We start from the raw sequence: 22,430 nt of genomic DNA, 5'->3' as shown, positions 1-22,430 counted from the left end.
TTTCTCTCAAGCTTGCTCGTGCGGTCCGCGGATCCAAGGCTCGACGATCCTGCGCCAGTTGCCCTCGGCGTTGAGGCCGGCCATCACGCTCGCGAGGCCCCACTGGAGGCGGTTCATGAAGGTGTGGTCCTGCGGCATGTGCACCGGCTTCGGGAGGTTCGGCAAGACCTCGCCCTCCTTCGGCTTCCAGATCTTCTTTCCGCCGCGGACGAGGTACGCGATCGCCTCGCGCGCGACCTCGTGCGTGTGCTGGAAGTCGCCGTCGCGGACGAACGGCTCGAGGATCATCTTCGAGTAGTCGACGAAGAGCCGGAACGACGCCTCGTCGGTCGGGTCGTAGCCGAGCTCCTCGATGCAGGCGCGCTCGAACTCCTCCCAGTCGTGATCCATCGCGGCGGTGATGTAGCGCTTCGTCCCCGCGAGCAGCTTCGGCGGGAGCCACTTCACGCAGCCGTAGTCGAGGAAGGCGACGTCGCCGCCGCCGAGGAAGCGGTAGTTGCCGGGGTGCGGATCGGCGTAGAGCGCGCCGTACTTGAAGAGCGACCGGAACATGAAGCGCCAGATCGTCTTGCTCGCGGCGGTGCGGTCCTCCACCGAGGCCTCCGCGCAGAACGTCGCGTAGTCGACGCCGCCGATCATCTCGAGCGTGAGCACGCGCTTGGTCGAGAGCGCGCTCCACACCTTCGGGATGACGATCTCCGGATCGTCATCGTGCATGCGCCGGAACTTGGCCGCGTTGTCGGCCTCGAGCTGGTAGTCGAGCTCCGCGAGGAAGACGGCGCGGATCTCGTCGAGCGCCTCCTTCGAGTGGTACTTGCGGCCGACCGGCGCGATCATCGACTCGAGCATCGAGATGCTCTTCAGGTCGTTGACGATCGCCTTGTCGATGTCCGGGTACTGGACCTTCACCGCGACCTTCGCGCCCGTCCGCGTCGTCGCGCGATGGACCTGGCCGATGCTCGCGGCGGCGAAGGGATCGGGATCGAACTCGGCGTAGACCTCCTCCGGCGGGCCGAGCTCCTTCGTGATCACGGTCACCGCCGCTTCGCGCGAGAGCGGCGGCGCCTTCGCCTGGAGCTTCTTCAGGACCTCCTGGAACTTCTCCTCGTAGCCGGGCGGCGCGAGGCCGTCGATGTACGAGGCCATCTGCCCGAGCTTCAGCGGCAGGCCCTTCATCTCGCCGAGCGTCTTCAGCATCGCCTCGGCGGTCTTCTTCGCGTTCTGGAGCACGCGCTTCTGCGCCTCGCGCTCGGCCTCCTCGTCCCTCCGCTTCCCGAACGCGGCGCGGCGCATGGCTTCGGTCGCGAGGGGGATCGCGCGCGTCGACAACGCGCCGAGACGCGCGAGCCGGCCGATCCGCGAGGCGGGCGGGGCATCCGGCCGTTTTTCTTCGTCGTCCTGAGACATTGCGGAACGCGGGGTCATCCTACGCCGTTCCCGATTGTATCGCTGCACGTTACGCCGCGCTTTGGATCATACGAATGGTCTCTACGCCGGGACGAGCTACACCGAGGCCTGTCCAAGGAAGGAACACGAAACCGATGAGCCCCGAAGTCCACGCCGCCGCCCTCCGCTCCGCCGCCAAGCTCGTGCTCGGCATGGCGTCGATCGCCACCTTCACCGCCGGCTGCTCGAGCGAGACCGAAGAGACGACCGCGTCGAGCGACTCGGCGGTGATCACCGGCGACACGAAGAAGGCCGACTGCGACGAAGGCGAGCCCGCGAAGCCGGAGCCCGCTCCCGCGTGCGGCGCGGTCCTCCACGCCGCCTTCCCGAGCCCGGACGGCTTCACGTTCGCGCCGCACGCCGAGTCGGCGGAGGTCGTCGCGTGCTGCCGCCAGGAGCTCCTCGCGAGCGACGGCATGACCGCGTTCCGCTGGGACTGCTGCTCCGCGTTCGACGTGGCGGAGCAGGAAGACCCCGACACGACGTGGCCGTCGACCGTCGCGCACACGCCGGGCATCGGCTTCGCGTGCACGCCGTGGGGGCCGCCGGTCCCGCCGTCGATGAACCGCAAGGCCCGCCGCTCGCCGGCGCGCCGCGACATGGCCATGTTCCTCGCCGCGGCGGTGGCTTAGTCATGGCCCTCCTCGATCTCCGCGCAGAGGCGCAGGCGCACAAGCCGGTCCTTCGCGAGATGCCCCACCTCAAGGAGGCCGCGATCGGCACCTGGCGCGGCCGCATGATCAACGAGTTCTCGTCCGCGCGCGTCTTCGACGGCCTCGCGCGTCAGTTCGCGGCCGCGGGCGTGCACGACGTGGTCGACGAGGTGAAGGGCTTCGCGGCGGAGGAGCGCCGGCACGGCGTCCTCTGCGGCGCGGTGGTCGAGGCGCTCGGCGGCGAGGCGCTCGCCGCGGTCCCCGACGGCGACGAATACCCCGAGCACGACGACGCGACGCCGCTCGAGGCCGCGCTCCGCAACATGCTCAGCATCTGCTGCCTCTCCGAGACGGTCGCGGTCTCGCTCATCGGCGCGGAGCGGATCGAGATGCCGGAGGGCGAGCTCCGCGAGCTCCTCACGAAGATCTTCTCCGACGAGGTCGGTCACTCGCGGTTCGGATGGCGCACGCTCGGCCGCCTCGCGCCGGCGCTCGATCCCGCGCTCAAGGATCGCCTCGGCGACTACCTCGAGGTCGCGTTCGACCACCTCGTCGAGCACGAGCTCGCGCACCTCCCCGCGTCGTCGCGGCCACCGGCCGACGGCGTCGTGCTCGGCCTCTGCAGCGGCTCGGACGCGCGGAAGCTCTTCTTCGACACGGTCGAGAGCGTGATCGTGCCGGGCCTCGAGGCGCACGGGATCCCCGCGTCGCGCGCGTGGTCCCGCGTCGTCGCCGCAGCTGCCTCCGAGGCTTGGGCCGAGCGCTCGAACTGACTTACTCTCGGCGCACTCCCCATGCGCCGTTACCTCCCCGCTCTCCTCGTCACGCTTGCTTCGCTTACGCCCGTCCTCGGGTGCGATCTCTTCAAAGAGAAAGGTGTGGACGCCGGTGACGACGGCGCCGTCGTCGAGTCGACCCCCGCCGCGACGACGGCCGCCGTCGCCGATCCGGCGGCCACGCCCACCGACACGCCGCCGGCGGCTCCGCTCGGAGCGACCACGACTGCACCGGTCGCGCCGAACGGACAGCCCGCGGTGAAGCCGGCCGACGGCGGCGCCGCGCCGAAGACCGACGGCGGGACCACGGACGGTGGGGCCGCGCCGACGCCGCCGCCGCTGTTTCCGGCCTTCGACGCGAGCGCGTTCAAGGGCTTCGACTCCGGCGGCCTCTTCCAGGGCTTCGACGGCGGGTTCAAGCCTCCGTTCTGATTCGACGCTTCAGGGCGGCGGCGGCGGACCGATGCGCGCGCAGATCGACGCGTCGGGGACGCCGGGGCTCTGGTCTTCCGGCGCGAGCTTCTCGAACAGGATGAACGCGCCGCTCCGCCCGACCTCACGAAACGCGGGGCCGGGCGCTCCTTCGTGGAACGGATCACGGCGGCCCTGGACGAGCACGTAGTCGTAGTAGCTGCCGTCGCGGCGAAGCTCGAACTGACACGGCCAGTAGTGCCAGAAGCCTCGGTGCTTCGGCGGCGTCTCGACGCCGGGCGCGTACGCGAGCGACCAGTGCTCGATCTCGGTGAACGAGTAGGACGCGATCGTGCCGGGCGCGAGCCGGTGGTAGCTGCCGGCGAAGACGTAGGGCCAGAAGTACATCCGCGGTGAGCGCTGCTCGAAGTTCAGCATCGCGAGCCGCGTCCGCGGACGCATCTTCGTGAGGAGCGCGTCGAAGTCGCCGAGCACCTCGTGCTCGACGCGGCGCATCTCGTGGAGCGCGGTGACGGCGGTGCCGAGCGCGGCGACGGCGGCGAGCGCGATCGGGCCCTGCGTCTGCCAGCGCGGCGCACGCTCGTCGAGCGCGAGCGCGGGGAGGAGGAGGAGCGCGAGCATCGGCGCGAGCCGCACGTCGAGGTAGCCCGCGGGCCCGACGTGGAACGGCGTCAGCAGGTAGACCGCGAGCGCGCAGAACAGCGGCGCGAGCGCGAGGGCCGTCCCGCGCAGGTCGGGCCGCCGCTTCAAGCCCGCGATCGCGAAGAGGCCGAACGTGATCCACCAGAGCGCGGCCCAGACCTCGTCGAGGTGCGAGCGCCACACGTCGAAGGCCCAGAGCGGTACCGCGTCGAGCGCGCCGTGCCCGGGCAGTCGTCCCGCCTCCACGCGCGCGCCGAGGCTGCCGCCCAGCCCCCACACGAACGCCGCGAGCACACTCGGGACGAGTGGAACGAGCGCAAAGACGCGACGCCGCAAGAGCGCGAGGACGAGCGCGGTCGCGGCAAAGACGACGAAGGAGCTGACATGCGTGTAAAATACACAAATCGCGAGGACGCCAGCGAGGACCTGACGGCGCCGCTGCGCAGGGCCGCCGGCGTCGGCCTGACCGCGCTGCGCAGGGCCGCCGGTGTGGGCACGACCGGGCTGCGTCGGAGCGGGGAGCTGGGGGCGACGGGTCGGGGCGTCGAGGGTGCGTACGAAGGTGGCGAGCGCGAAGAGGGCGAGGGGTACGGATGCGACGAAGGGGAGGAAGCCGATGACGAGGGCGCGGTTCCAGAAGGTCGCGGGGGCGAGGATCGCGACGCGCTCGTCGCGGCCTACCGCGCGGAGGAGCGCGCGCAGCGCGAACGGCCATGCGATCGCGATCGCGGCGAGCAGGACGCGGTTCGCGAGGACGGCGTCGCCGAGCAGGCGCGCGAGCAAGGCGCCGGCGAAGTGATAGAGGAGGTACTGGCTCGAGCCGAACGCGACGGTGTACTCGGGCGCGCCGCCGCCGCCGGGGAGGAGCCGCGCCATCGTCGCGATCGCCGCGACGTGCTCGGGGAGATCCGTGAACGGCAAATAGCGGACGAAGAGGAGCGGCGCGGCGGTCGCGGCCGCGACGACGGTGAAGAGGCTCGGGGCTCTTGGCCCTCGTCGCACGATCTACTCGTTCGCTCCGTACCAGCCGCCGCCGTATCCGCCGCCGCCGCCACCACCGTATCCGCCGTACCAGCCGCCGCCGTATCCGCCATAACCGCCATATCCGTCGTATTCTTCGTCATCCAGATCGGGGCGGCCGCGGTTCACCTCGCTCGCGCTCTCGCCCGGATCGTCCGTGGCGATCTGCGCGCAGCCGACGGCGAGAGCGAGCGAGAGACCGAGGAGGGCGAGGACGACGAGGAGGTAGCGACCCGAGCGGAGCCAGGAGGTCATGATGAAGGTCCGTTCTTCACTACGCGTGCCAGCGGGTTCGACCCGACGAGCAGCGGGATCTACGTACGTTTCGGCTGGATCGCCGGCGCTCCTGGTCTGACCGGAATGCCATGGCGGCGAAGCGCCAGTGGCACATGATCAATAACCGGAGGACGACGAGGTCGAGCCCCACGACCCGCTCGAAGAGCCACCGCTCGTCCCGCCGCTGCTCGACGACCACCCCGACGACCCGCCGCTGCTCGACCCACCACTGCTCGTCGACGACCACCCCGACGACCCGCCGCCGCTCGACCCACCACTGCTCGTCGACGACCACCCCGACGACCCGCCGCTCGTCCCACCGCTGCTCGTCGACGACCAACCCGACGAGCCGCCGCTCGTCCCACCGCTGCTCGTCGACGACCAACCCGACGTCGACGACGTGCTGCCGCTCGTTCCGCCGCTGCTCGTCGACGACGTGCTGCCGACCGAGCCGCTCGAAGATGCGCCCGGGCGGCCGCGCGAGAGCTCGCTCTCGGTCGTGCCCTGCTCCTCGCCGTCGTCCTCGTCCTGCGGCGCGCAGGCCTGGAGGGCGGCGAGGAGGCCGAGGGCGGGGAGGAAAGCGGCGAAGCGGTTCGAGAGGAGGTTCATGATGATTCGGGCTAATGCAGCGCTTGGGCCAGCGCACAAGTACTCAGAATTACTCAGCTCTGCCCCTCCGAATGCTGCTTCGACTCCATAGGGTGTGGGGTCGAAGCAACAAGGAAGTTGGCCGTTCCTCGCGCTCCTTGGAAAAGCTGCTAGTCGAACCTCTCCGCTTCGCGATGACCTGCCTCGCCCTCGTGCCCGATGAGATGCCGAAGCTCGGGAGCTACACGCTCTTCGAGAAGATCGGCCGCGGTGGAATGGCCGAGCTGTTCCTCGCGCGACAGGAGACGGAGCTCGGCGCGACGCGGCTCGTCGTCGTGAAGGTCATCCTCCCCGCGTTCGCGAGCGACAAGCGCTTCGCCGAGATGCTCATCCACGAGGCGAAGCTCGCCGCGCGCCTCGGCCACCGCCACATCGCGCAGGTCATCGACCTCGGTCGCGCGGACGGCCGCCTCTTCATCGCGATGGAGTACGTGGAGGGCGTCGACCTCACCGCGCTCCTCCGCCATTGCAGCGAGCGCGGCGAAGGGCTCCCGCCGGAGCACGCCGTCGGCATCGCGTGCGACGTGCTCGCGGGCCTCGACTACGCCCATCGCCGCACGACCGACGCCGGCGTCCCGCTCGGCATCGTCCATCGCGACGTCTCCCCCTCGAACGTCCTCGTATCGTTCGACGGCGACGTGAAGCTCTGCGACTTCGGCATCGCGCACGCCAACGACCTCGTCGCGGAGGACGCGGCCGACGCGCTGAAGGGCAAGGCCGGCTACATGAGCCCGGAGCACGCGCGCGGCCACGTCGTCGACGCGCGCTCCGACGTGTTCGCCGCCGGCGTCGTCCTCTGGGAGCTCCTCGCCGGCCAGCGCCTCTATCGCCCGCGCGGACCGATCCCGCTGATCGAGCAGGCGCGCATGGCGGAGATCCCGCCGCTGCCGGAGCGTGGCTTCCCCCAGCACGATCTCCTCTCCCGCATCGTGAGCCGCGCGCTGAAGGTCGATCGCGCGGAGCGGTACTCGTCGGCCGCGATCTTCCAGCTCGAGCTCGAGGAGTACCTCGTCCGCACCGGCCTCCTCGCGCGCCGCCTCCACCTCGGCGATTGGATCGCGCAGACGCTGGGCACGCAAATCGTCGAGCAGCGCCGCGCGAGCGAGCGCCGCCTCCCGCCCAGCACCACGCCTCCCGCGCTCCGCTCGGGCGTCGTGAAAGCAGGGACGTCGACCGCGCGCGTGTCGATCCCGGCCGCGCCCAAGGTCCCGCTCGAGCTCGTCCTCGACGAAGAGAGCTCGCCGTTCCTCCCGCCCGCCGATGTCGCCGCCCGAAGGTGACGAAAAGAAAGAGCTCAGCGACGCGGAGCTGCTCGCTTGGGCGCGCAAGCGGGGCGTCGTCACGTTCTTCTTCTTCTTCTCCATCGCGGCGGCGGTCGCGGCCTGGTGGTATCTGACTCGCTGATGCGCGAGCTCGCCGATGTCGCCGTACCGGCGCCGCTGCCGCGGGCTCTGACCTACCTCGTGCCGGAGAAGCTCGCCTCGCGGGTCGTCGTCGGAACGCGTGTACTCTGCACGCTCGGCGGCCGCCGCGTCGTCGGCGTCGTCGTCGAGCGCCGGAGCGGCGAGCCGCCCGAGAAATGCAAGCCGCTCCTCGACGTGCTCGACAGCGTCTCCCTCCCCGACGACCTCGTGCGGTTCCTCGTGCGGCTCTCCCACTACTACCTCGCGCCGATCGGCGAGGTCGTGCGGCTCGCGCTGCCGCCGATGGACAAGGAGGCGAGCGCCGCGATCGAGGAGCCCACGCTCTTCTCGACCGCGAAGGGCGTCTCGACGCGCAAGGTCCCGTGGGCGGTCGCGACCGACGCGACGGAGCGCGAGCTGAACGAAGAGCCCGCGCCGGACCGAACGCGCCCGGAGCACCGGGCGCTCCTCCTCGCCCAGATCCGGGCGCACGGCGCGCTCCCGGTCTCGCGCATCGGCGCGAAGAAGGCGCTCGAGAAGCTCGTCGCGGCCGGGGTCGTCCGGATCGAGGAGCGAGAGCCGCTCCGCGATCCGTTCTTCAGCGACTCGCTCGAGCGCGACAGCGCGCCGGTGCTGACCGGACCGCAACGCGAGGCGGTCGACGCGATCAACGGCGCGATCGACGCCCGCGCGCCGGTCACCTTCCTCCTCCACGGGGTCACCGGCTCGGGCAAGACCGAGGTCTACCTCCACGCGATCGCGCGCGCGAAGGAGCAGCGGCGCTGCTCGATCATGCTCGTCCCCGAGATCGCGCTCACGCCGCAGCTCGTCGGGCGGTTCCGCGCCCGCTTCGGCGACGACGTCGCGGTGCTGCACTCCGCGCTCACGCAGCGCGAGCGCTTCGACATGTGGAACCGCCTCCGCCGCGGCGACGTCGACGTCGCGATCGGCGCCCGGAGCGCGCTCTTCGCGCCGGTCGCCGACCTCGGGCTCGTCATCGTCGACGAGGAGCACGATCCGTCGTTCAAGCAAGAGGAGGGCGTCCGCTACAACGCGCGCGACATGGCGATCCTGCGCGCGCATCAGGCGAACGCGGCGTGCGTCCTCGGCAGCGCGACGCCGTCGCTCGAGACGGAGCACCTCGCGCGGACGGGGAAGGCGAAGAAGATCGTCCTCCCCGATCGCGCCCGCGCGCAAGAGATGCCGAGCGTCGAGGTCGTCGACCTGCGCCGCATCGGCGCGGGCCCGACCGGCGATCGTCGCATCTCGATCGTCCTCCACCGCGCGATCGAGCAGACGCTCGCGGCGAAGGAGCAGACGATCCTCTTCTTGAACCGCCGCGGCTTCGCGCCGAGCGTGCGCTGCGAGTCCTGCGGCGAGCTCGCGTCGTGCCCGCACTGCACCGTCGCCCTCACCTTCCACCGCCGCGGCGGGATGCGCTGTCACTGGTGCGACCACGCCGCGACGATGCCGGAGCGCTGCAAGAAGTGCGGCTCCGATCGGATCGCGCTCGAGGGCCTCGGCACGGAGAAGCTCGAGGAGACGCTCGCGCAGGCGTTCCCGGAGGCGCGCGTCGCGCGGCTCGACCGCGACGTCGCGAGCGGCAAGGACGTCGAGAAGATCCTCGCGCGCGTGCGGAGCCGCGAGGTCGACATCCTCGTCGGCACGCAGATGGTGACGAAGGGCCACGACCTCCCCCACGTCACGCTCGTCGGCGTCATCAACGCCGACGCCGCCCTCTCGATCCCCGATTTTCGCGCGCCGGAGCGCTCGTTCCAGCTCTTCGTCCAGGTCGCGGGCCGCGCCGGCCGCGGCGACTCGCCGGGCCGCGTGCTGATCCAGACCTACGATCCGGAGCACCACGCCATCCGCCACGCCGTGCAGCACGACGTCGGCAGGTTCTTCGAGGAGGAGCTGAAGAACCGGCGCGAGCTCGACTACCCGCCGTTCTCGCGCATGGTCCTCGTCCGCATCGACTCCCTCGACGAAGCCGAGGCGCAGCGCGCGGGCGCCGTCCTCGCGCGCGCGGCGCGCAGCGTGGTCGCGGAGAACGAGGTCATGGTGCTCGGGCCGGCGGTCGCGCCGATCGCGAAGGTCAAGAACCGCTTCCGCTTCCGCGTCACGTTGCGGAGCGCGTCGCGCGAGCACCTCCGCAAGGGCGCGCTCGCGGTCCACGCCGCGATCCAGACGCTGCCGCGCAGCGTGCGCGCGGGCATCGACGTCGATCCGGTCGGCGCGCTGTAGGGCGACGCGATAAGCTCGACGCGATGGACGAGCGCGCGATCGACGCCGGAAACGACGCGTTCCACGCCGCGTTCGACGCGCGTCGCGACGACGCGGAGGGCCGCGGTCCGATCCTCGTCGCGCTCGCCGACGACCTCGTCCTCGCCCGCGACGAGGAGCGGACGCGCTTCCCGTTCACGCCGCGCGCGTTCCACCTCGCGAAGGGCATCGCCCACGTCCCGGTCGCGCTCTGGCTCCTCCGCCGCCGGCCCGAGCCCGATCGCATCGCCTCGCTCCGCGAGGCGGCGGTCGCGGCCGGAGCGGACCTCTCGCCCGACCTCGGCGCGCTCCGCCCGCTCCTCGACGCGACGATCGCGGCGATCGACGCGCCGAGCCCGGACTTCGCCGCCGCCCTCGGCGCGCCGCTCGAGCGCGCGATCGCGCTCGCGACGAAGCTGCAGCTCGCCGCGCTGCACGCGCGCACGGAGGAGGTCTGCGCGCTCCTGTCGCGAGACGAGCGGCGCCTCCTCCGCGTCGCGGTGACGGGCGATCACCAGGCGCGCGTGCGCTCGCTCGGGATGCAGTACTTCACGCGCCGGCTCGGCGCCGATCGCGTCCTCTACGCGGAGGGCATCGACGACGCGGAGCGCGCGATCGCGCTCGTCGCCGCCGATCGGCTCGATCGCGACCTCGCGCGCGCGTTCTTCGGCGACGAGACACGGCTCCAGCGCGATCTCCTCGGCGACGCGGCGAAGGCCGTGCTCGCGACGTTCGACCTCGCACCGATCGACGCGCCATGACCGATCTCCGCGACGGCCGCTACACGCTCGTGCGCCGCCTCGGCGAAGGCTCGCAAGGCGAGACGTGGGAGGCGATCGACCGCGGCGCCGCGCGAGGCCGCACCGGTACGCTCACCGATCAGTGGAGGCGCTACGTCGAGAGGGCGGGCGAGAAGCCGGCGAAGCCGAGCGCCGGCGAGCGCGTCGTCGCGATCAAGGCCTTCCGCCTCGGCAAGGCCAAGGCCTGGAAGGACGTCGAGCTCGCCGAGCGCGAGGCGCGCACGCTCGCGTCGCTCGATCACGAGAAGCTCCCGCACTACGTCGAGCACTTCGAAGAGGACGGCACGCTCTACCTCGTGATGGAGAAGATCGAGGGCGAGAGCCTCGCCTCGCTCCGCAAGGCCGGGCGCACGCTCGGCCCCGGCGACGTCCGCCGCTTGCTCGAGGACGCCGCGGACGCGCTCGGCTACCTCCACGCGCGCGCCCCCGCGATCGTCCATCGCGACATCAAGCCGGGGAACGTCATCCGCCGATCGGACGGCTCGTTCGCGATCGTCGATTTCGGCGCGGTGCGCGATCGGCTCAAGCCGGAGGGCGGGAGCACGGTGGTGGGGACGTTCGGGTACATGGCGCCGGAGCAGTTCCAGGGCCGCGCGTCGCCGAAGTCGGACGTCTACGGCCTCGGCGCGACCGCGCTCTCGATGCTGACCGGCTGCGAGCCGGAGGAGCTGCCGCACGAGGGCCTCGCGATCGTCGTCGCGAAGTCGGTGCCGCCCCATACGCCGGCCGGCCTCGTCGCCGCGCTCGAGGCGATGCTCGAGCCCGATCCCGATCGCCGCGCGAGCTCGGTCGCGGAGGCGCTCGCGCTCTTCGACGAAGAGAAGCCGCGGAAGAAGAAGCGCGCGCGGCCGAGCCGGAAGAACCGCGAGCGGCGCCGGCGCGAGGCGAAGCTCGAGCGGCTCGCGAAGAAGAGCGCCGCGTCGGAGCGACCTGGTCCGCCGCGAGAGCCGCTCCCGCTGTTCCCGCGCATCGTCGCGCGCCTCGGCCTGTTCGTGGCGCTCACGGCGGTGTGGATGTTCGTCGGCGTCCTCGTGCCGCTCGTCCTCACCGTGCTCTCGCTCCTCTTCGGCGAGCCGCTCCGCGCCGCCGCCCGTCGCGCGATCGCGTCGGCGAAGCGCGCCGGCGCCGCGATCGGCCGCACCTCCGCGCGCGTCTCGGGCCGCACCGCGCCTCCGCCGCGCCTCCGCATCCGCACCGACCTCGATCGCGCGCGGGCGGTGACCGAGGAGCAGGCCCAGCGCATCGCGATCGACGAGGCCGAGTCGCACGGCGAAGACGCGGACGAGTGGCTCGAGGAGAAGATCGCGACCGAGACGCGGCGCTGGGAGGAAGAAGAGCGGAAGCGCGCCCGCATGCGCGACCACGCGCGCCCGCCGCCGAAGGGAAAACACTGGGGCCGCTGACCGGATGGTAGGCTGGCGCCGTGATCCCGCCGCTCTCGATCCGGCTCCTCACCGAGCGGCTGATCTTGCGGCCGCCGCGCACCGGCGACGTCGGCGAGCTCCGGCGCGTGCTCCGCTACAACCAGGCGCACTTGAAGCCGTGGAACCCCGCGCCGCGACCGGGCGAGGACCCCACCTCGATCACGGAGGTCTCGAACACGGTGCTCCGCCAGCGGCGCGAGTGGAAGACGGGACGCTCGTTCGCGTTCATGCTCGCGCGGCGCGAGGATCCGTCGCGCTTCGTCGGCAAGATCGCGCTGAGCGGCGTCATGCGCGGGGCGATGCACGGCGCGTACCTCGGCTACTGGATGGACGTCGACAACCAGGGCGGCGGCCTCTGCACCGAGGGGATCCGCGCCGTGCTCGACTTCGCCTTCGGCGCCGCGGCGCTCCACCGCGTGCAAGCGGCGATCATGCCGCGCAACGCGGCGAGCCTCCGCGTCATCGAGAAGCTCGGCTTCCGGCGGGAGGGGTACGCCGAGCGTTACTTGCAGATCGCGGGCCGCTGGGAGGACCACCTCTTGTTCGCGCGCACGGTCGAAGAGCACGCAACCGTCTGAGCAGCCGGTCGATGCGCGGGCGGTGCTCTCGCTCCGCGCGCTCGTCGGCATGTTGGCAGAGGTGGTCGCGCCGAGCGGATGCGCGGCGTGCGACGCGCCGGTCGGGGCGGCGGTCCTCTTCTGCCCGGCCTGCGCGGTCTCCGCCCTGCCCGCCACGTCGCGTGACGGCCCGCTCGCGTACGGCGGCGCGGTGGCGGAGGCGATCGTGCGGATGAAGTTCCAAGGCCGCGCCGATCTCGCCCCGCGGCTCGCGCGCGTGATGATCCCGCTCGCGCGCGCGCTCCCCGTCGACGTGGTGGTGCCGGTGCCGATCCACCGGCAGCGGTTGCTCGAGCGCGGGTACAACCAGGCCGCGCTCCTCGCTCGACCGATCGCGGGCGCGATCGGACGGCCTCTCGCGGCGCGGTCGCTCGAACGTGTGCGTGATACACCGATGCAGTCGTCGCTCGATCGGGCGGCGCGCCTCACCAACCTCGCCGGCGCGTTCCGCGCGCGATCGCCGAAAGACGTGCGCGACCGCGCGGTTCTCCTCGTGGACGACGTACGTACCACCGGGTCGACGTTGACCGCGTGCGCGCGGTCACTTCATGAAGTGGGCGCGCGGCGCGTGTTCTCCCTCGTTCTCGCATGCCGTGATGGACTCGCGTTATGATCCGAGACGGGCGCTATGAGCAACGACGTCTGGCGGTGGGCGGACCCCGATGGTCAGCAGCGCCGAGTGCGGCTGGACGAGCTCCGCGCCGCGCTCGCGGGCGGGCACATCGCGCCGAACACGCCGGTCTGGAAGCCGGGGTGGGCGAGCTGGCAGTCGGCGCACGAGGTGCCGGAGCTCACGTCGGCGTCGCTCGGCGGCGCGCACGGCGTCGTCCTCAACATCCCGCCGCCGCCGCTCGCGATGGTCGCGGTGCAGCAGGACTACGAGAAGCGCTCCGAGTCGATGGCGCCGGTGCCGGCGAGCGTCGCGCCCGCGTCGCCCGAGCCGGAGCCCCCGCCGCCGCCGCGCTACGTGCCGGTGCCGGCGAAGATGCCGTCGATCCATCCGCCGTCGTCGCAGAACATCCCGACGCAGATCGGCGGCTCGCCCGCGTTCGCGGCCGCGCCGGCGCCGATGGCTCCGATGCCCGCGCCGGCGCCGCCGGTGCAGAGCATCCCGACGACGATCGGAATGCCGGCGCCGGCCTTCCCTGCGCCGCACTCCGGGATCGAGGAGCTGAGCGGCTCGCTCCTCGAGTCGGGCTCGTCGCCCGATCTCTCGCACCTCGCCGCGCCGCCGGGCGCGCCGCCGTCGAGCGCGAGGCTGCCGTTCGGGCGCCGCAACGCGCCGACGGAGCGCCGAGCGAGCCCCCCGCTCGACGGACCGCTCTTCCTCCACGATCCTCCGCCGAACGTCGTCGATCGGCTCGTCGCGGACATCAAGGCGCTCCGCGCGGGCGAGGCGCCGAAGAACAAACCGCTCCTCATCGGCGCGGGCGTGCTCTCGCTCCTCGTCGTGCTCGGCCTGTTCGGCACGATCATCGGCCTCGCGAGCGGCGGCTCCGCCTCGGCGAAGACGACGCCGAGCGCGTCGGCGTCCGCTCGTGCGTCGGCGGCCCCGCCGCCCGAGGTCTCGTCGTCGCCGGTCGTGACGACGACGGTGAGCGCGCCGCCGCCGCCTGCCCCACCCCCCTCGTCGCCCGTGCTCGGCGACTGCACCGTCGCCGGCGATCCGAAGCTGATCGCGCCGCGCGCGGTGAGCGGCGCCGCGATCGAGGGACAGGCGCTCGGCAGCGCGCTCGGGATCGGGTTCGCGGCGTCGAGCCACGACGCGGTCGCGACGATGCTCGACGCGGCGTCGCTCGCGCCGATGTCGACCGTCCGCACGAAGCCGCCGGGCGGCGACGTGCGTCGCGTCACGCCGTTCCTCAACGGCACGAAGCTCGCGGCGTTCGCCGACGTCGATCGCAAAGGTGACCGCCTCGCGATGCGCCGGAGCGTGGCGACGAGCCCGCCGGTCGACGTCGGCATCGCCGATGGTCAGGTCGTCTGGGCGCCGCGCGGCAAGGACAGCTCGGCGAGGCTCTTCGCCCTCGACGGCGAGGCGACGCCCGAGGCGCTCCGCGCGATCCCGCTCGCCGATCGCCGCGGCGTCGCGCTGACGTTCCGGCACGGGAGCAACATCCGCGTCGGCGTCGCGCGCGGCGAAGGGGTGCTCGAGCCGGACGGCGATCTCTCCAAGATCGAGGGGCTCGGTCAGGAGAGGGGGACCCTCGGCTCACCGTCGCTCACGTCGACGGGCGATCGCGTCGTCGTCGCGTGGGCCGATCGCGCGAGCACCGGCGAACAATGGTCGATCCGCTGGACGAGCGTGAAGCCGCACGGCGCCGCCGACGAAGCGACGCCGTTCACGGTGCCCGACGGCGGCCAGGGCGACAACGCGATGTCCCCGAGCGTCGCGTCGCTCGGCGGCGGCCGCTTCCTCCTCGCGTGGACGGAGGGCTCCGCGACGAGCCATCAAGTGCGCGCCCTCACCTTCGGGGCCGACGGCTCACCGTCCGGCGCGCCGCTCACGATCTCCGGCGCGAACGACAACGCCGGCCAGCCGGCGATCGCGCTCAACGCCGACGGGCGCGGCGTCGTCGCGTTCCTCTCCGCGAAGGGGAGGAACAGCTTCGAGGTCCACGTCACGCCGATCACCTGTCCGCGCCAGCCATGATGAAGACACCTCTCGCGCTCCTCCTCTCCGCCGCCCTCGCGCTCCCGATCGCAGGCTGCTCGCTCTTCTTCGGCGAGACGAAGACGTCGCAAGGCCAGCTCTATCAATCGGGCGACACGCGGTACGATCCGTACTTCGACACCGTGCACCGCGAGCAGGTCGCGGCCGCGGGCTGGGCCGATCAGGCGAAGGAGTCGCGGAAGCCCATCGTCATGGCGCTCAACCTCCGCCCCGGCGCCTCGAACGCGACGATCCTAACCGCCACGCGCGAGAGCAAGAGCGGCGGCGTCGCGCTCGGGGGTCCGGTCGAGCAGACGAGCGCGGGCGAGGCGGAGCGGGCGCGCAAGCTCACCGCCGAGCTGAAGCGGCTCGAGGAGCTGAAGGAGCAGGGCGAGCAGCTCCGCAAGCAAGCCGCGACGGACAAGGAGAACATGGGCGCGCAGCGCGCTGACGAGAAGGCGGTCGCGAAGAAGGACGACATCAAGCGCGAGCTCGGCGCCTGCGTCGACGTGCTCGACAAGCTGATCACGGACGCGCGCCGCGGCGCGAAGGAAGCGGAGGAGCTCTCGACGAAGCTCACCGCCGCCTGGACGGGCCGCTCCGAAGACGAGAAGACCGCCACGAAGAAGGACGACGACAAGAAGAAGCCGGAGCCGACCGCCGCGAAGAAGCCCGACGCCGCGGCGAAGCCGAAGCCGGCGACGCCGGCGAAGACGGATCCGCCCCCGGCAAAGCCCCCCGCACAGCCGAAGCCGCCCGACGAAGTGTTCAACCCGTAGTTCTCGGGTATTGCCCTCTCGGGGGCCCGGGGCGGCGAGCGCGTCTTCGCGCGAGAGGCCCCGGCGGGAGAGCTCGAGAGGGCAGAGCCCTCTCGAACAAGAAAGCCTCAGCCTGCGCGGAACTTCTCGATCAGGTCGGCGCGGTCGCGGGCGCCCAGCTTCGCGGTGGCGCGGGCGAGGAGGACGCGGACGGTCGAGTGCGAGAGGCCGAGCTCGTAGGCGATGACCTTCGGGCTGTGGCCGAGCGCGAGGCAGCCGACGACCTGACGCTCGCGCGCGCTCAGCACCTGCGGGCCGGTCGCGCTCGCCGCGTTCGCGCGCGCGACGATGTAGCGATCGCCGCCGGCTTCGAAGTCGTGCACGAGCGTCCAGCGCGCGCGGACGAGCGCGCGCCACGAAGCGAGGGCGCGATCGGGTTTGCGCCGGAAGCGGCGCGCGCGGTCCATCGCGAGGACCGCGTCGCGGAGCGCGGCGCCCGCACGCTCCGCTGGCGGCTCGAGGTGCTCGACCTTCCCGCCGCGCGCGAGGACGGCCTCGACGCCGCCCGAGGCGCCCTCCTCCGCCGGCCCCGCGCTCGCCTTGAGCCGGAGCCTCAGGCGCAGCGCGGCCTGCACGTGCGCGCCGACCCGCTCCCAGCGTTCGCGCTCGGCGTCGCGGAGGCGGCGGAGCCGGCGCAGCGGCGCGCCGATGAGGCAGCCCACGCCGAGCGGATCGAGGGCGTTGACGACGAGGACGTCGTGGATGCCGACGGGATGGAAGATCTCGCGCACGCCCGGATGCTCCGCGAAGCCCGGCGTCTCGCTCGCCGTCGCCGCGACCTTCGCGAGCCACGCTCCGCGCACGTACGACTCGTCGGAGCGACCGACGACGGCGGAGAGGCCGGCGCCGTCGAGCGGGCAGTCGAGGATCGGCTCGCGGATCGCGAGCGGCCGCACCGAGGCGTCGTAGATGTACGCCGCCATCCCGAGCCCGTCCTCGAGGCCGGGGCGGAGCGCGTCGACCACGCCCCGCAGCCACGGACCTTCGGGCCGATCGAGCGCGTACACCGCCTCGAGCGCACGGACCAGATCGAACGTCGACGACGCCATCCGCGGGCGTGAAGGTACGTCGCGACGCCGCGCCTCCGCCATGGGAGGTTTCCTTGCGGGGAGCGTACGGAGCGGCGCCGCGGCGTCAGAGCTTCAGCGCCTTCGCTTCCTCGTTCGCCGGATCGAGCTTCAGCGCCTCGTCGCGATGTTTGATCGCCTCCGGCTTCTTGCCCGTCGCGGCGAGCGACGCGGCGAGGAGCGCGTGCGTCGTCGCCTCCTCCGCCTTGTCCTTCGCCTTCGCGAGGAGCGCGGTCTCGAGCTCGTAGATCGCCGCGCCGTGGGCGTTCTGCGCCGCGAGCGCGCGCGCGTAGAGCACGTGGGTGGGGCCGCCGGTGACGTCGACGAACACCGCGCTGTCGCCGACGCGGCGCGCCTCGTCCCACTGCTTCGCGGCGACGAGCTTCTCGAGGAGCAGGCGCCACACCTTCTTGTCGTGCTGCTCGAGCTGCGCGAGCTCGCGGAGGAGCGCGAGCTCGTCGCCGGCGTTCTTCGCCTCGTGCGCGAGGTCGTAGAGGCCCTTGAGCGGCTCCGACTGCGACGGATCGAGGCGGTGCGCGGCCTCGAGGTGGAAGCGCATCTGCGTTTTGTCCTCCTTCGACTCCGCGATGTCGGCGAGGAGCATGTGCACGACGTAGCCGTCGTGGCCCTGGCTCCGCATCGTGTCGAGGTGCTTCTGCGCCGTCGCCGCGTCCTTCTTGCCGAGCGCGAGCCGCGCGGAGACGAAGTGCGCGTCGGCGTTCTTCGGATCGATCGCGAGCGCCGCGTCGAGTTCCTTCTTCGCGTCGTCGGCCTTGCGCGCGCGGAGGAGGGCGAGCGCGAGGTCGACGTGCGCGGATGCGTCGTTCGGCGTGTTCTTCAACGCGCGCTTCGCGTCGTCGACGTCCTGCGGCCTCCGCGCGAAGATGTACTGGTCCTTGTAGCGCGAGAGGCGCGCGAGCTGCCACGCGCGGTAGCCCTTGTCGTAGTCGGCCGGGCTCACGCCGAACGCGCCCTGCAAGACGTCCGGCGTCTTCTTGCCCTGCCCCCACAGCTCGAGCGCCTTCGCCACGCCCTTCATCCCGAAGCGCTCGACCGTCCAGATGAGCATCTGGCTCGCGGCGTAATACGCGGTCGTGACGTCGCTCGCGTCGTTCGCGTGGGTGAAGGCGCGGTTCATGTCGACCGCGCCGGGGAGCTTGTTCTGCGTGATCGCCTGGTAGAGCTCGGGATCGAGCTCGCGCGCCCACTCCGGCCGCCGCGCGATCGTCTCGTACTCGGAGAGGCCCTCCGTGAACCAGCGCGGGACGTGGTTCTTCGAGAGCTGGATCGCGAAGACGTGACCGAGCTCGTGCCAGACGACGTTGCCCCAGTTGAACGGCTCCGCCTTCGGCGAGATCGCGGCGATCATGCCGCCGAAGCAGACGCCCTGGATGCCGATGTTCGGGAGCCCGCTCGTGCGCACGCTGAACTGCTCGCGGTTCGCGTACATCTCGACCTGCACCGGCACCTTCGGGACGAAGCCGTAGCGCGACTTCATCGACGCCCACGCCTCGCCGAGCATGCGCGGGACGTAGCGCTCGAGGATCGGCCGCTCCTCCTTGTGGTAGCGGACCTTGAAGACGCCGTCGTCGACGAGGTCGTACTCGGTCGGGATCTGCTTTTCGTACATGTTCAGCGTGTTGAAGACGCGGACGTTGAAGCGGTCCTTCGACCACGCCTTCTGGATCGCCTGAAGGCCTCCCGTCTCGTCGCCGGAGCGCATCTGGGTGAGCCCGAGCTCCGCCCACGCCTTGCCGTCGTCGGGATCGATCTTCGTCGCCTCCTTCATCATCACGATGATGTCGTCGTAGCGGTGCTCCCACTCCGCGTACTCCCCGACGATGCCGTAGAAGCGCGCGAACTCGCCGTTGCGCGCGAAGACGTCCTTCCGCGCGGTCTCGTAGCCGCTCTTGTCGTCGTCGAGGAAGCGCGACGCCGCCTTCAGGCTGAGGAGCTCGAGGTCGGAGGGATCGCTCGCGAGCCCCTTCGCGATCGCGGCGTCGGTGCTCTTGATGTCCATGTCGCGGAGCGAGAGGCCCGCCTTCACCGCGTAGGCGCCGGCGTGCCGAGGGTTCACCGCGAGCGCCTCGTCGACGAGCTTGTGCGCGTCGTCGAAGTCCATCGTCTGATCGAGCTTCACGCGCGCCATCATCACGAGCGCGTCGGCGCGCTTCGGCGCGATCTCGAGCGCCTCCTTCGTCACCTCCGCGGCGTGGCCCGGATCGTATTTGTCGAGGAAGAGCTCCGCCTCCCAGAGCAGCGTCTCGACGCGCTTCTTGTCCGCCTTCTCGCTCTCCTTGAAGGCAGTGTTCGCGTCCTTCGGCGAGCGGAGGAGGAACGCGGCGCGGCCGACCTGGGCGAGGCCCTCCGCGTCGGTCTGCGTGATCGTGTTGTCGTTGTAGTCCTCGATCACCTTCTTGAGCGGCTCGTCGGCGTCGCCGCGCTTGCCCATCGCGATGAGCGTCTCGCCGAGGAGGAGCTTCGCGCGCCGCGCCTCCACCGTCTTGCCGTTCTTGAGCGTCTCGAGGAGCGCCACCGCCTCCTTCTGCTTGCCGCGCGCGAGGAGGATCTCCGCGCGGAGGACCTTCGCGCGCGCGGTGCCGGAGGCGGTCGCGTGTTTGTCGGCGTCGTCGAACTTGCCTTGCTCGAAGGCCGCGCGGGCGAGGCCGAACGCGGCCTCGGGCTGGCCCTTCACCTTCGCGAGCTCCGCCTCCGCCTTCGCGTATTCGCTCGCGTTCAGCGCGGCGAGGCCCTCCGCGAGCGGGCCGCTCGGCTTGGGCTGCGCCGAGAGCGTGCTCCCGGCGAGGACGACGGCGGAGACGACGAGACCGAGGACCGTGCGGCGCATGCGTCCTCAGCGTATCAGCGCGAGCATCATCTCGATCGCGTCTTCGCCGTCGTCGTAATAGCGCCGCCGCACGTTGATCTCCTCGAAGCCGAGGCTCCGATAGAGCGCGAGCGCGGGCTCGTTCGAGCGCCGCACCTCGAGGAGCACCTTCGCCGCGGCGTTCGCCCGCGCGTAGCCGACGACCTCCTCGACCAGCGCGCGGCCGCGTCCCTGCCGCCGCGCGCGCGGATCGACCGCGACGTTGAGGAGGTGGATCTCGTCGGTGACGTGCCAGAAGAGCACGTAGCCGAGGACGTCGCCGCCGGCGCGATCGACGCGAAGCCGCGCCCACGCGCGGGTCAGCTCTTCGCGGAGCTGACCTTCGCGGACGTCGGGATCGATCGCGAGGACCGCCGCGACGTCCGCCTCGCTCATCGGCAGGATCACCGTGCCGGAGCGTATCAGTATCAGTAGATGCTGACCGTGCCGCCCGACGCCTTGCAGACGCCGCGCTGTCGAGCTTCGTCACGAAGTAACACGGCGTGGTCGGCTCTTTGTGCGCGCCGCCGACGCCGGAGTCGTCGGTGAGGAACAGGTAGCGGCCGCCGGTGAGCTGCGCGGCGACGAGAATTTCGTCTGTGGCCGACAGATGGCACATCGTTGTGGCTCAATCCGGCGCAGCGATGATGCCGACCGCGTCGCTTGGTGGCCCAACGCGACCCAGGGCGCGCGCGCGAGGGGCGAGGGCGTGCACGTCGAGCGCGAGGTGGACGGAGCCGTCGCCGCGGACGAGCGCTCCGGCGTACGGGCCGACGCCGGACAGGAGCGGCGAGAGCGGGCGCACGAGCACCTCCTCCGTGAGCCCCACCGCGTCGACGCCGATCGCGAACGGCTCGCCGCCGGCGTCGAGATCGACCGCGAGGGGCGCGCGCGTGAGGACCCCCGCCTCGAGGCACGCCGCGAGGTGCGGGATCGCCGGATCGTCGTTCGGGCGCACGCGGCGCGCGTTGGCGGCGGGCAGCGCGAGGTGGACGTCGGCGACCACGACCCAGAGGACGGTGACGAGGCCGCTCTCGATCGGGACCTCGACCCGCGCCTCGAAGCCGTGACCGCGCTCGCTCGAGAGGCGGATCGCGCCGCCGAGCCGCTCCACGCTCGCGAGCGTGATGTCGAGGCCGATGCCGCGCCCCGCGAGGAGGTCCGGGCTCTGGCTCCGCGTCGAGAAGCCAGGGAGAAAGAGGATCTCGAGGAGCGTCTGATCGTCCGCCCGCGAGGCGAACGTGTCGGTGACCGCGCCGGCCTCGACCGCGCGCGCGCGCACCGCGGCCACGTCCACCCCCGCGCCGTCGTCGGCGATCGAGATCGCGAGGCGGTTGCCGGTCCGCGTCGCGGAGAGCGTGAGCGTCGCCGCGGGCGGCTTGCCCAGCGCGGCGCGCGCGGCCGGCTCCTCGATGCCGTGCGCGATCGCGTTACGTGCAAGCTGCAAGCATGGCTCGGCCAGCGCCTCGACGAGGCGGCGATCGACGAGCTCGTCGCCGCCCACCGTGCGGACGAGGACGACGCGCCCCGTCCGCCGCGCCTCGGCGCTCACTGCCGCGGCGACGCGCGTGAAGAGGCCGCGGATCGGGGTCTGCCTCATCGCCGAGAGGAGCTTCCGCGACGCGCCCACGTCGTCACGCAGCGCCTGCCCCGTCTCCTGGAGACGCTCCGCGACGACCTCGAGCTCGTCGCTCATCCGCGTGAGCGCGTCGGCCGCTCGTTCGACGCGGCGGAGCGCGGCCGCGGGCGCGCCCCACGGCCGCGGGGGCCCGATGAGCCGCAGCGCCTCCACGAGATCGCCGCGGAGCCGCCGGAGCGTGCGCGCGTGGTCCATCGCGCCGGACGAGCGCGCGGCGACACGCTCGCGCGCGACCGCGATGCCGGCGGCGTGATCGAGGAGCGAGTCGACCGCCTGCGCCGCGACGCGGATCGTCCCGTCGCCCTCCGCCTCCGCGCGCGGTCGCTGCGTCGCGCGCCGCGGCCGGAGCGGGACGCCGCGCAGCGTCGCGAGCGCGGCCTCGGGATCGTCGGCGAGCGCGCCGAGGACCGCGCGCCAGCCGGCGACCTCCTCGATCGCGGCCTCCGGCGCGGCGCCGCGGAGCCGCCCTTCGAGGCCGTGGCAGAACCAGGACATCGGCTCGTCGCCCGCCGCGCTCGCGGCGCCCTTCAGCGTGTGCACGTGGCGGAAGAGCTCCGCCGCCGACTCCTCGGGGTGCGCGCCTTCGCCGGTGAGGACCGCGTCGATCCGCGCGAGGCGATCGGTCACCTCCACCGCGTAGCGAGGCCGGATCTCGGGATCGATCGCGGAGGGCGCGAGCTCCGGCGGCGGCTCCGGCCACTCCGCCGCCGCCCCCGACTCGCCCGCGCGGATGCGCTCGATCGCGCGCGCCACCGTCGCGATGACCTCGCCGAGCGCCGCCGACTCGCCGGCGCGCAGCCGCCGCTCGTGGCTCGCCATCGTGCTCGCGAGCTCCGGCTCGCCGGCGAGGCCGGCGGATCCCTTCAACGCGTGGACGGTGCGGCGCGCGGCGTCGAGGTCGCCGTCGGTCATCCCGCGGAGCGCGACGAGGTGGCGCTCGAGCTCCTGGACGAGGATCTGCGTGAGCTCGGGATCGCGCGCGGACACG

At 72.2% G+C, this 22,430-nt stretch carries 20 protein-coding genes; 12 read left to right on the top strand and 8 right to left on the bottom strand.

Annotated features, from left to right (window positions below; genetic code table 11):
• Window positions 1-6: 6 nt before the first annotated feature.
• On the bottom strand, window positions 7-1,407 hold the full coding sequence (locus KF837_21450; protein ID MBX3229900.1) for an AarF/ABC1/UbiB kinase family protein: 1,401 nt from the start codon (window positions 1,405-1,407) through the stop codon (window positions 7-9).
• A 134-nt stretch (window positions 1,408-1,541) separates the two neighbouring features.
• Between KF837_21450 and KF837_21445 the strand changes: the two genes are divergently transcribed.
• From KF837_21445 to KF837_21435, 3 genes are read left to right on the top strand one after another with little or no spacing between them, the layout of a single operon-like run.
• Window positions 1,542-2,078 (top strand): hypothetical protein, encoded by a 537-nt coding sequence (locus KF837_21445; protein MBX3229899.1) that lies wholly within the window; start codon window positions 1,542-1,544, stop codon window positions 2,076-2,078.
• A 2-nt stretch (window positions 2,079-2,080) separates the two neighbouring features.
• A complete protein-coding gene (locus KF837_21440; GenBank protein ID MBX3229898.1) occupies window positions 2,081-2,872 on the top strand; it encodes a ferritin-like domain-containing protein in 792 nt (263 codons plus the stop codon).
• 21 nt (window positions 2,873-2,893) lie between these two features.
• Window positions 2,894-3,307 (top strand): hypothetical protein, encoded by a 414-nt coding sequence (locus KF837_21435; GenBank protein ID MBX3229897.1) that lies wholly within the window; start codon window positions 2,894-2,896, stop codon window positions 3,305-3,307.
• Between the two features lie 9 nt (window positions 3,308-3,316).
• Here KF837_21435 and KF837_21430 read toward each other — a convergent pair whose 3' ends face one another.
• The 3 genes from KF837_21430 to KF837_21420 all read right to left on the bottom strand — a co-directional run bounded on the left by KF837_21430 (window position 3,317) and on the right by KF837_21420 (window position 5,854).
• Complete coding sequence (locus KF837_21430; GenBank protein ID MBX3229896.1) at window positions 3,317-4,951, bottom strand: hypothetical protein; 1,635 nt, start codon at window positions 4,949-4,951, stop codon at window positions 3,317-3,319.
• Window positions 4,952-4,954: 3 nt separating this feature from the next.
• The gene (locus KF837_21425) at window positions 4,955-5,224 is read right to left on the bottom strand and encodes a hypothetical protein (GenBank protein ID MBX3229895.1); all 270 of its coding nucleotides are present in this window, start codon (window positions 5,222-5,224) and stop codon (window positions 4,955-4,957) included.
• A gap of 138 nt (window positions 5,225-5,362) precedes the next feature.
• The gene (locus KF837_21420; GenBank protein ID MBX3229894.1) at window positions 5,363-5,854 is read right to left on the bottom strand and encodes a hypothetical protein; all 492 of its coding nucleotides are present in this window, start codon (window positions 5,852-5,854) and stop codon (window positions 5,363-5,365) included.
• A gap of 173 nt (window positions 5,855-6,027) precedes the next feature.
• Between KF837_21420 and KF837_21415 the strand changes: the two genes are divergently transcribed.
• From KF837_21415 to KF837_21375, 9 genes are read left to right on the top strand one after another with little or no spacing between them, the layout of a single operon-like run.
• Window positions 6,028-7,173 carry a serine/threonine protein kinase gene (locus KF837_21415; GenBank protein MBX3229893.1) on the top strand — a complete coding sequence of 382 codons (1,146 nt, stop codon included), beginning with the start codon at window positions 6,028-6,030 and terminating at the stop codon, window positions 7,171-7,173.
• Window positions 7,154-7,297 carry a hypothetical protein gene (locus KF837_21410; GenBank protein MBX3229892.1) on the top strand — a complete coding sequence of 48 codons (144 nt, stop codon included), beginning with the start codon at window positions 7,154-7,156 and terminating at the stop codon, window positions 7,295-7,297. Before KF837_21415 ends, KF837_21410 begins: the two co-directional genes overlap by 20 nt.
• Entirely contained in the window at window positions 7,297-9,540 is a 2,244-nt protein-coding gene (priA, locus tag KF837_21405; protein MBX3229891.1) for a primosomal protein N', read from the top strand. The genes KF837_21410 and priA overlap by 1 nt, the downstream gene beginning before the upstream one ends.
• A gap of 23 nt (window positions 9,541-9,563) precedes the next feature.
• The gene (locus KF837_21400) at window positions 9,564-10,319 is read left to right on the top strand and encodes a hypothetical protein (GenBank protein ID MBX3229890.1); all 756 of its coding nucleotides are present in this window, start codon (window positions 9,564-9,566) and stop codon (window positions 10,317-10,319) included.
• The gene (locus KF837_21395; GenBank protein ID MBX3229889.1) at window positions 10,316-11,761 is read left to right on the top strand and encodes a serine/threonine protein kinase; all 1,446 of its coding nucleotides are present in this window, start codon (window positions 10,316-10,318) and stop codon (window positions 11,759-11,761) included. The genes KF837_21400 and KF837_21395 overlap by 4 nt, the downstream gene beginning before the upstream one ends.
• Window positions 11,762-11,781: 20 nt before the next feature.
• The gene (locus tag KF837_21390) at window positions 11,782-12,360 is read left to right on the top strand and encodes a GNAT family N-acetyltransferase (GenBank protein ID MBX3229888.1); all 579 of its coding nucleotides are present in this window, start codon (window positions 11,782-11,784) and stop codon (window positions 12,358-12,360) included.
• Window positions 12,361-12,409: 49 nt separating this feature from the next.
• Window positions 12,410-13,012 (top strand): ComF family protein, encoded by a 603-nt coding sequence (locus KF837_21385; GenBank protein ID MBX3229887.1) that lies wholly within the window; start codon window positions 12,410-12,412, stop codon window positions 13,010-13,012.
• Between the two features lie 15 nt (window positions 13,013-13,027).
• Window positions 13,028-15,052: a DUF4339 domain-containing protein gene (locus KF837_21380; GenBank protein ID MBX3229886.1), complete on the top strand. Its 2,025-nt coding sequence runs from the start codon at window positions 13,028-13,030 to the stop codon at window positions 15,050-15,052.
• Entirely contained in the window at window positions 15,049-15,831 is a 783-nt protein-coding gene (locus KF837_21375) for a hypothetical protein (GenBank protein MBX3229885.1), read from the top strand. Before KF837_21380 ends, KF837_21375 begins: the two co-directional genes overlap by 4 nt.
• Window positions 15,832-15,938: 107 nt before the next feature.
• On the opposite strand, the gene KF837_21370 is transcribed toward KF837_21375, so the two are convergent.
• From KF837_21370 to KF837_21355, 4 genes are all read right to left on the bottom strand, one after another.
• Window positions 15,939-16,919: a helix-turn-helix transcriptional regulator gene (locus KF837_21370; protein MBX3229884.1), complete on the bottom strand. Its 981-nt coding sequence runs from the start codon at window positions 16,917-16,919 to the stop codon at window positions 15,939-15,941.
• An 85-nt stretch (window positions 16,920-17,004) separates the two neighbouring features.
• Window positions 17,005-19,785, bottom strand: a complete 2,781-nt coding sequence (locus tag KF837_21365) for a tetratricopeptide repeat protein (protein ID MBX3229883.1) — start codon at window positions 19,783-19,785, stop codon at window positions 17,005-17,007.
• Window positions 19,786-19,791: 6 nt separating this feature from the next.
• Window positions 19,792-20,211, bottom strand: coding sequence for a ribosomal protein S18-alanine N-acetyltransferase (rimI, locus tag KF837_21360; GenBank protein ID MBX3229882.1), 420 nt, complete (start codon window positions 20,209-20,211; stop codon window positions 19,792-19,794).
• 220 nt (window positions 20,212-20,431) lie between these two features.
• Window positions 20,432-22,429 (bottom strand): Hpt domain-containing protein, encoded by a 1,998-nt coding sequence (locus KF837_21355; protein ID MBX3229881.1) that lies wholly within the window; start codon window positions 22,427-22,429, stop codon window positions 20,432-20,434.
• Window position 22,430 lies beyond the last annotated feature (1 nt).

This window comes from Labilithrix sp. (genome assembly GCA_019637155.1).
In the GTDB taxonomy this organism is placed as follows: domain Bacteria; phylum Myxococcota_A; class Polyangia; order Polyangiales; family Polyangiaceae; genus Labilithrix.
Note: the sequence above shows the minus strand (reverse complement) of the source record. Positions and strands in the feature narration are given on the sequence as shown.

Bases quoted from the DNA above. Each gene is read 5' to 3' on its own strand.
- KF837_21450 (MBX3229900.1), bottom strand. From the start codon at position 1,407: ATGTCTCAGGACGACGAAGAAAAACGGCCGGATGCCCCGCCCGCCTCG.
- KF837_21445 (MBX3229899.1), top strand. From the start codon at position 1,542: ATGAGCCCCGAAGTCCACGCCGCCGCCCTCCGCTCCGCCGCCAAGCTC.
- KF837_21440 (MBX3229898.1), top strand. From the start codon at position 2,081: ATGGCCCTCCTCGATCTCCGCGCAGAGGCGCAGGCGCACAAGCCGGTC.
- KF837_21435 (MBX3229897.1), top strand. From the start codon at position 2,894: ATGCGCCGTTACCTCCCCGCTCTCCTCGTCACGCTTGCTTCGCTTACG.
- KF837_21425 (MBX3229895.1), bottom strand. From the start codon at position 5,224: ATGACCTCCTGGCTCCGCTCGGGTCGCTACCTCCTCGTCGTCCTCGCC.
- KF837_21420 (MBX3229894.1), bottom strand. From the start codon at position 5,854: ATGAACCTCCTCTCGAACCGCTTCGCCGCTTTCCTCCCCGCCCTCGGC.
- KF837_21415 (MBX3229893.1), top strand. From the start codon at position 6,028: ATGACCTGCCTCGCCCTCGTGCCCGATGAGATGCCGAAGCTCGGGAGC.
- KF837_21410 (MBX3229892.1), top strand. From the start codon at position 7,154: ATGTCGCCGCCCGAAGGTGACGAAAAGAAAGAGCTCAGCGACGCGGAG.
- priA (MBX3229891.1), top strand. From the start codon at position 7,297: ATGCGCGAGCTCGCCGATGTCGCCGTACCGGCGCCGCTGCCGCGGGCT.
- KF837_21400 (MBX3229890.1), top strand. From the start codon at position 9,564: ATGGACGAGCGCGCGATCGACGCCGGAAACGACGCGTTCCACGCCGCG.
- KF837_21395 (MBX3229889.1), top strand. From the start codon at position 10,316: ATGACCGATCTCCGCGACGGCCGCTACACGCTCGTGCGCCGCCTCGGC.
- KF837_21385 (MBX3229887.1), top strand. From the start codon at position 12,410: ATGTTGGCAGAGGTGGTCGCGCCGAGCGGATGCGCGGCGTGCGACGCG.
- KF837_21380 (MBX3229886.1), top strand. From the start codon at position 13,028: ATGAGCAACGACGTCTGGCGGTGGGCGGACCCCGATGGTCAGCAGCGC.
- KF837_21375 (MBX3229885.1), top strand. From the start codon at position 15,049: ATGATGAAGACACCTCTCGCGCTCCTCCTCTCCGCCGCCCTCGCGCTC.
- KF837_21370 (MBX3229884.1), bottom strand. From the start codon at position 16,919: ATGGCGTCGTCGACGTTCGATCTGGTCCGTGCGCTCGAGGCGGTGTAC.
- KF837_21365 (MBX3229883.1), bottom strand. From the start codon at position 19,785: ATGCGCCGCACGGTCCTCGGTCTCGTCGTCTCCGCCGTCGTCCTCGCC.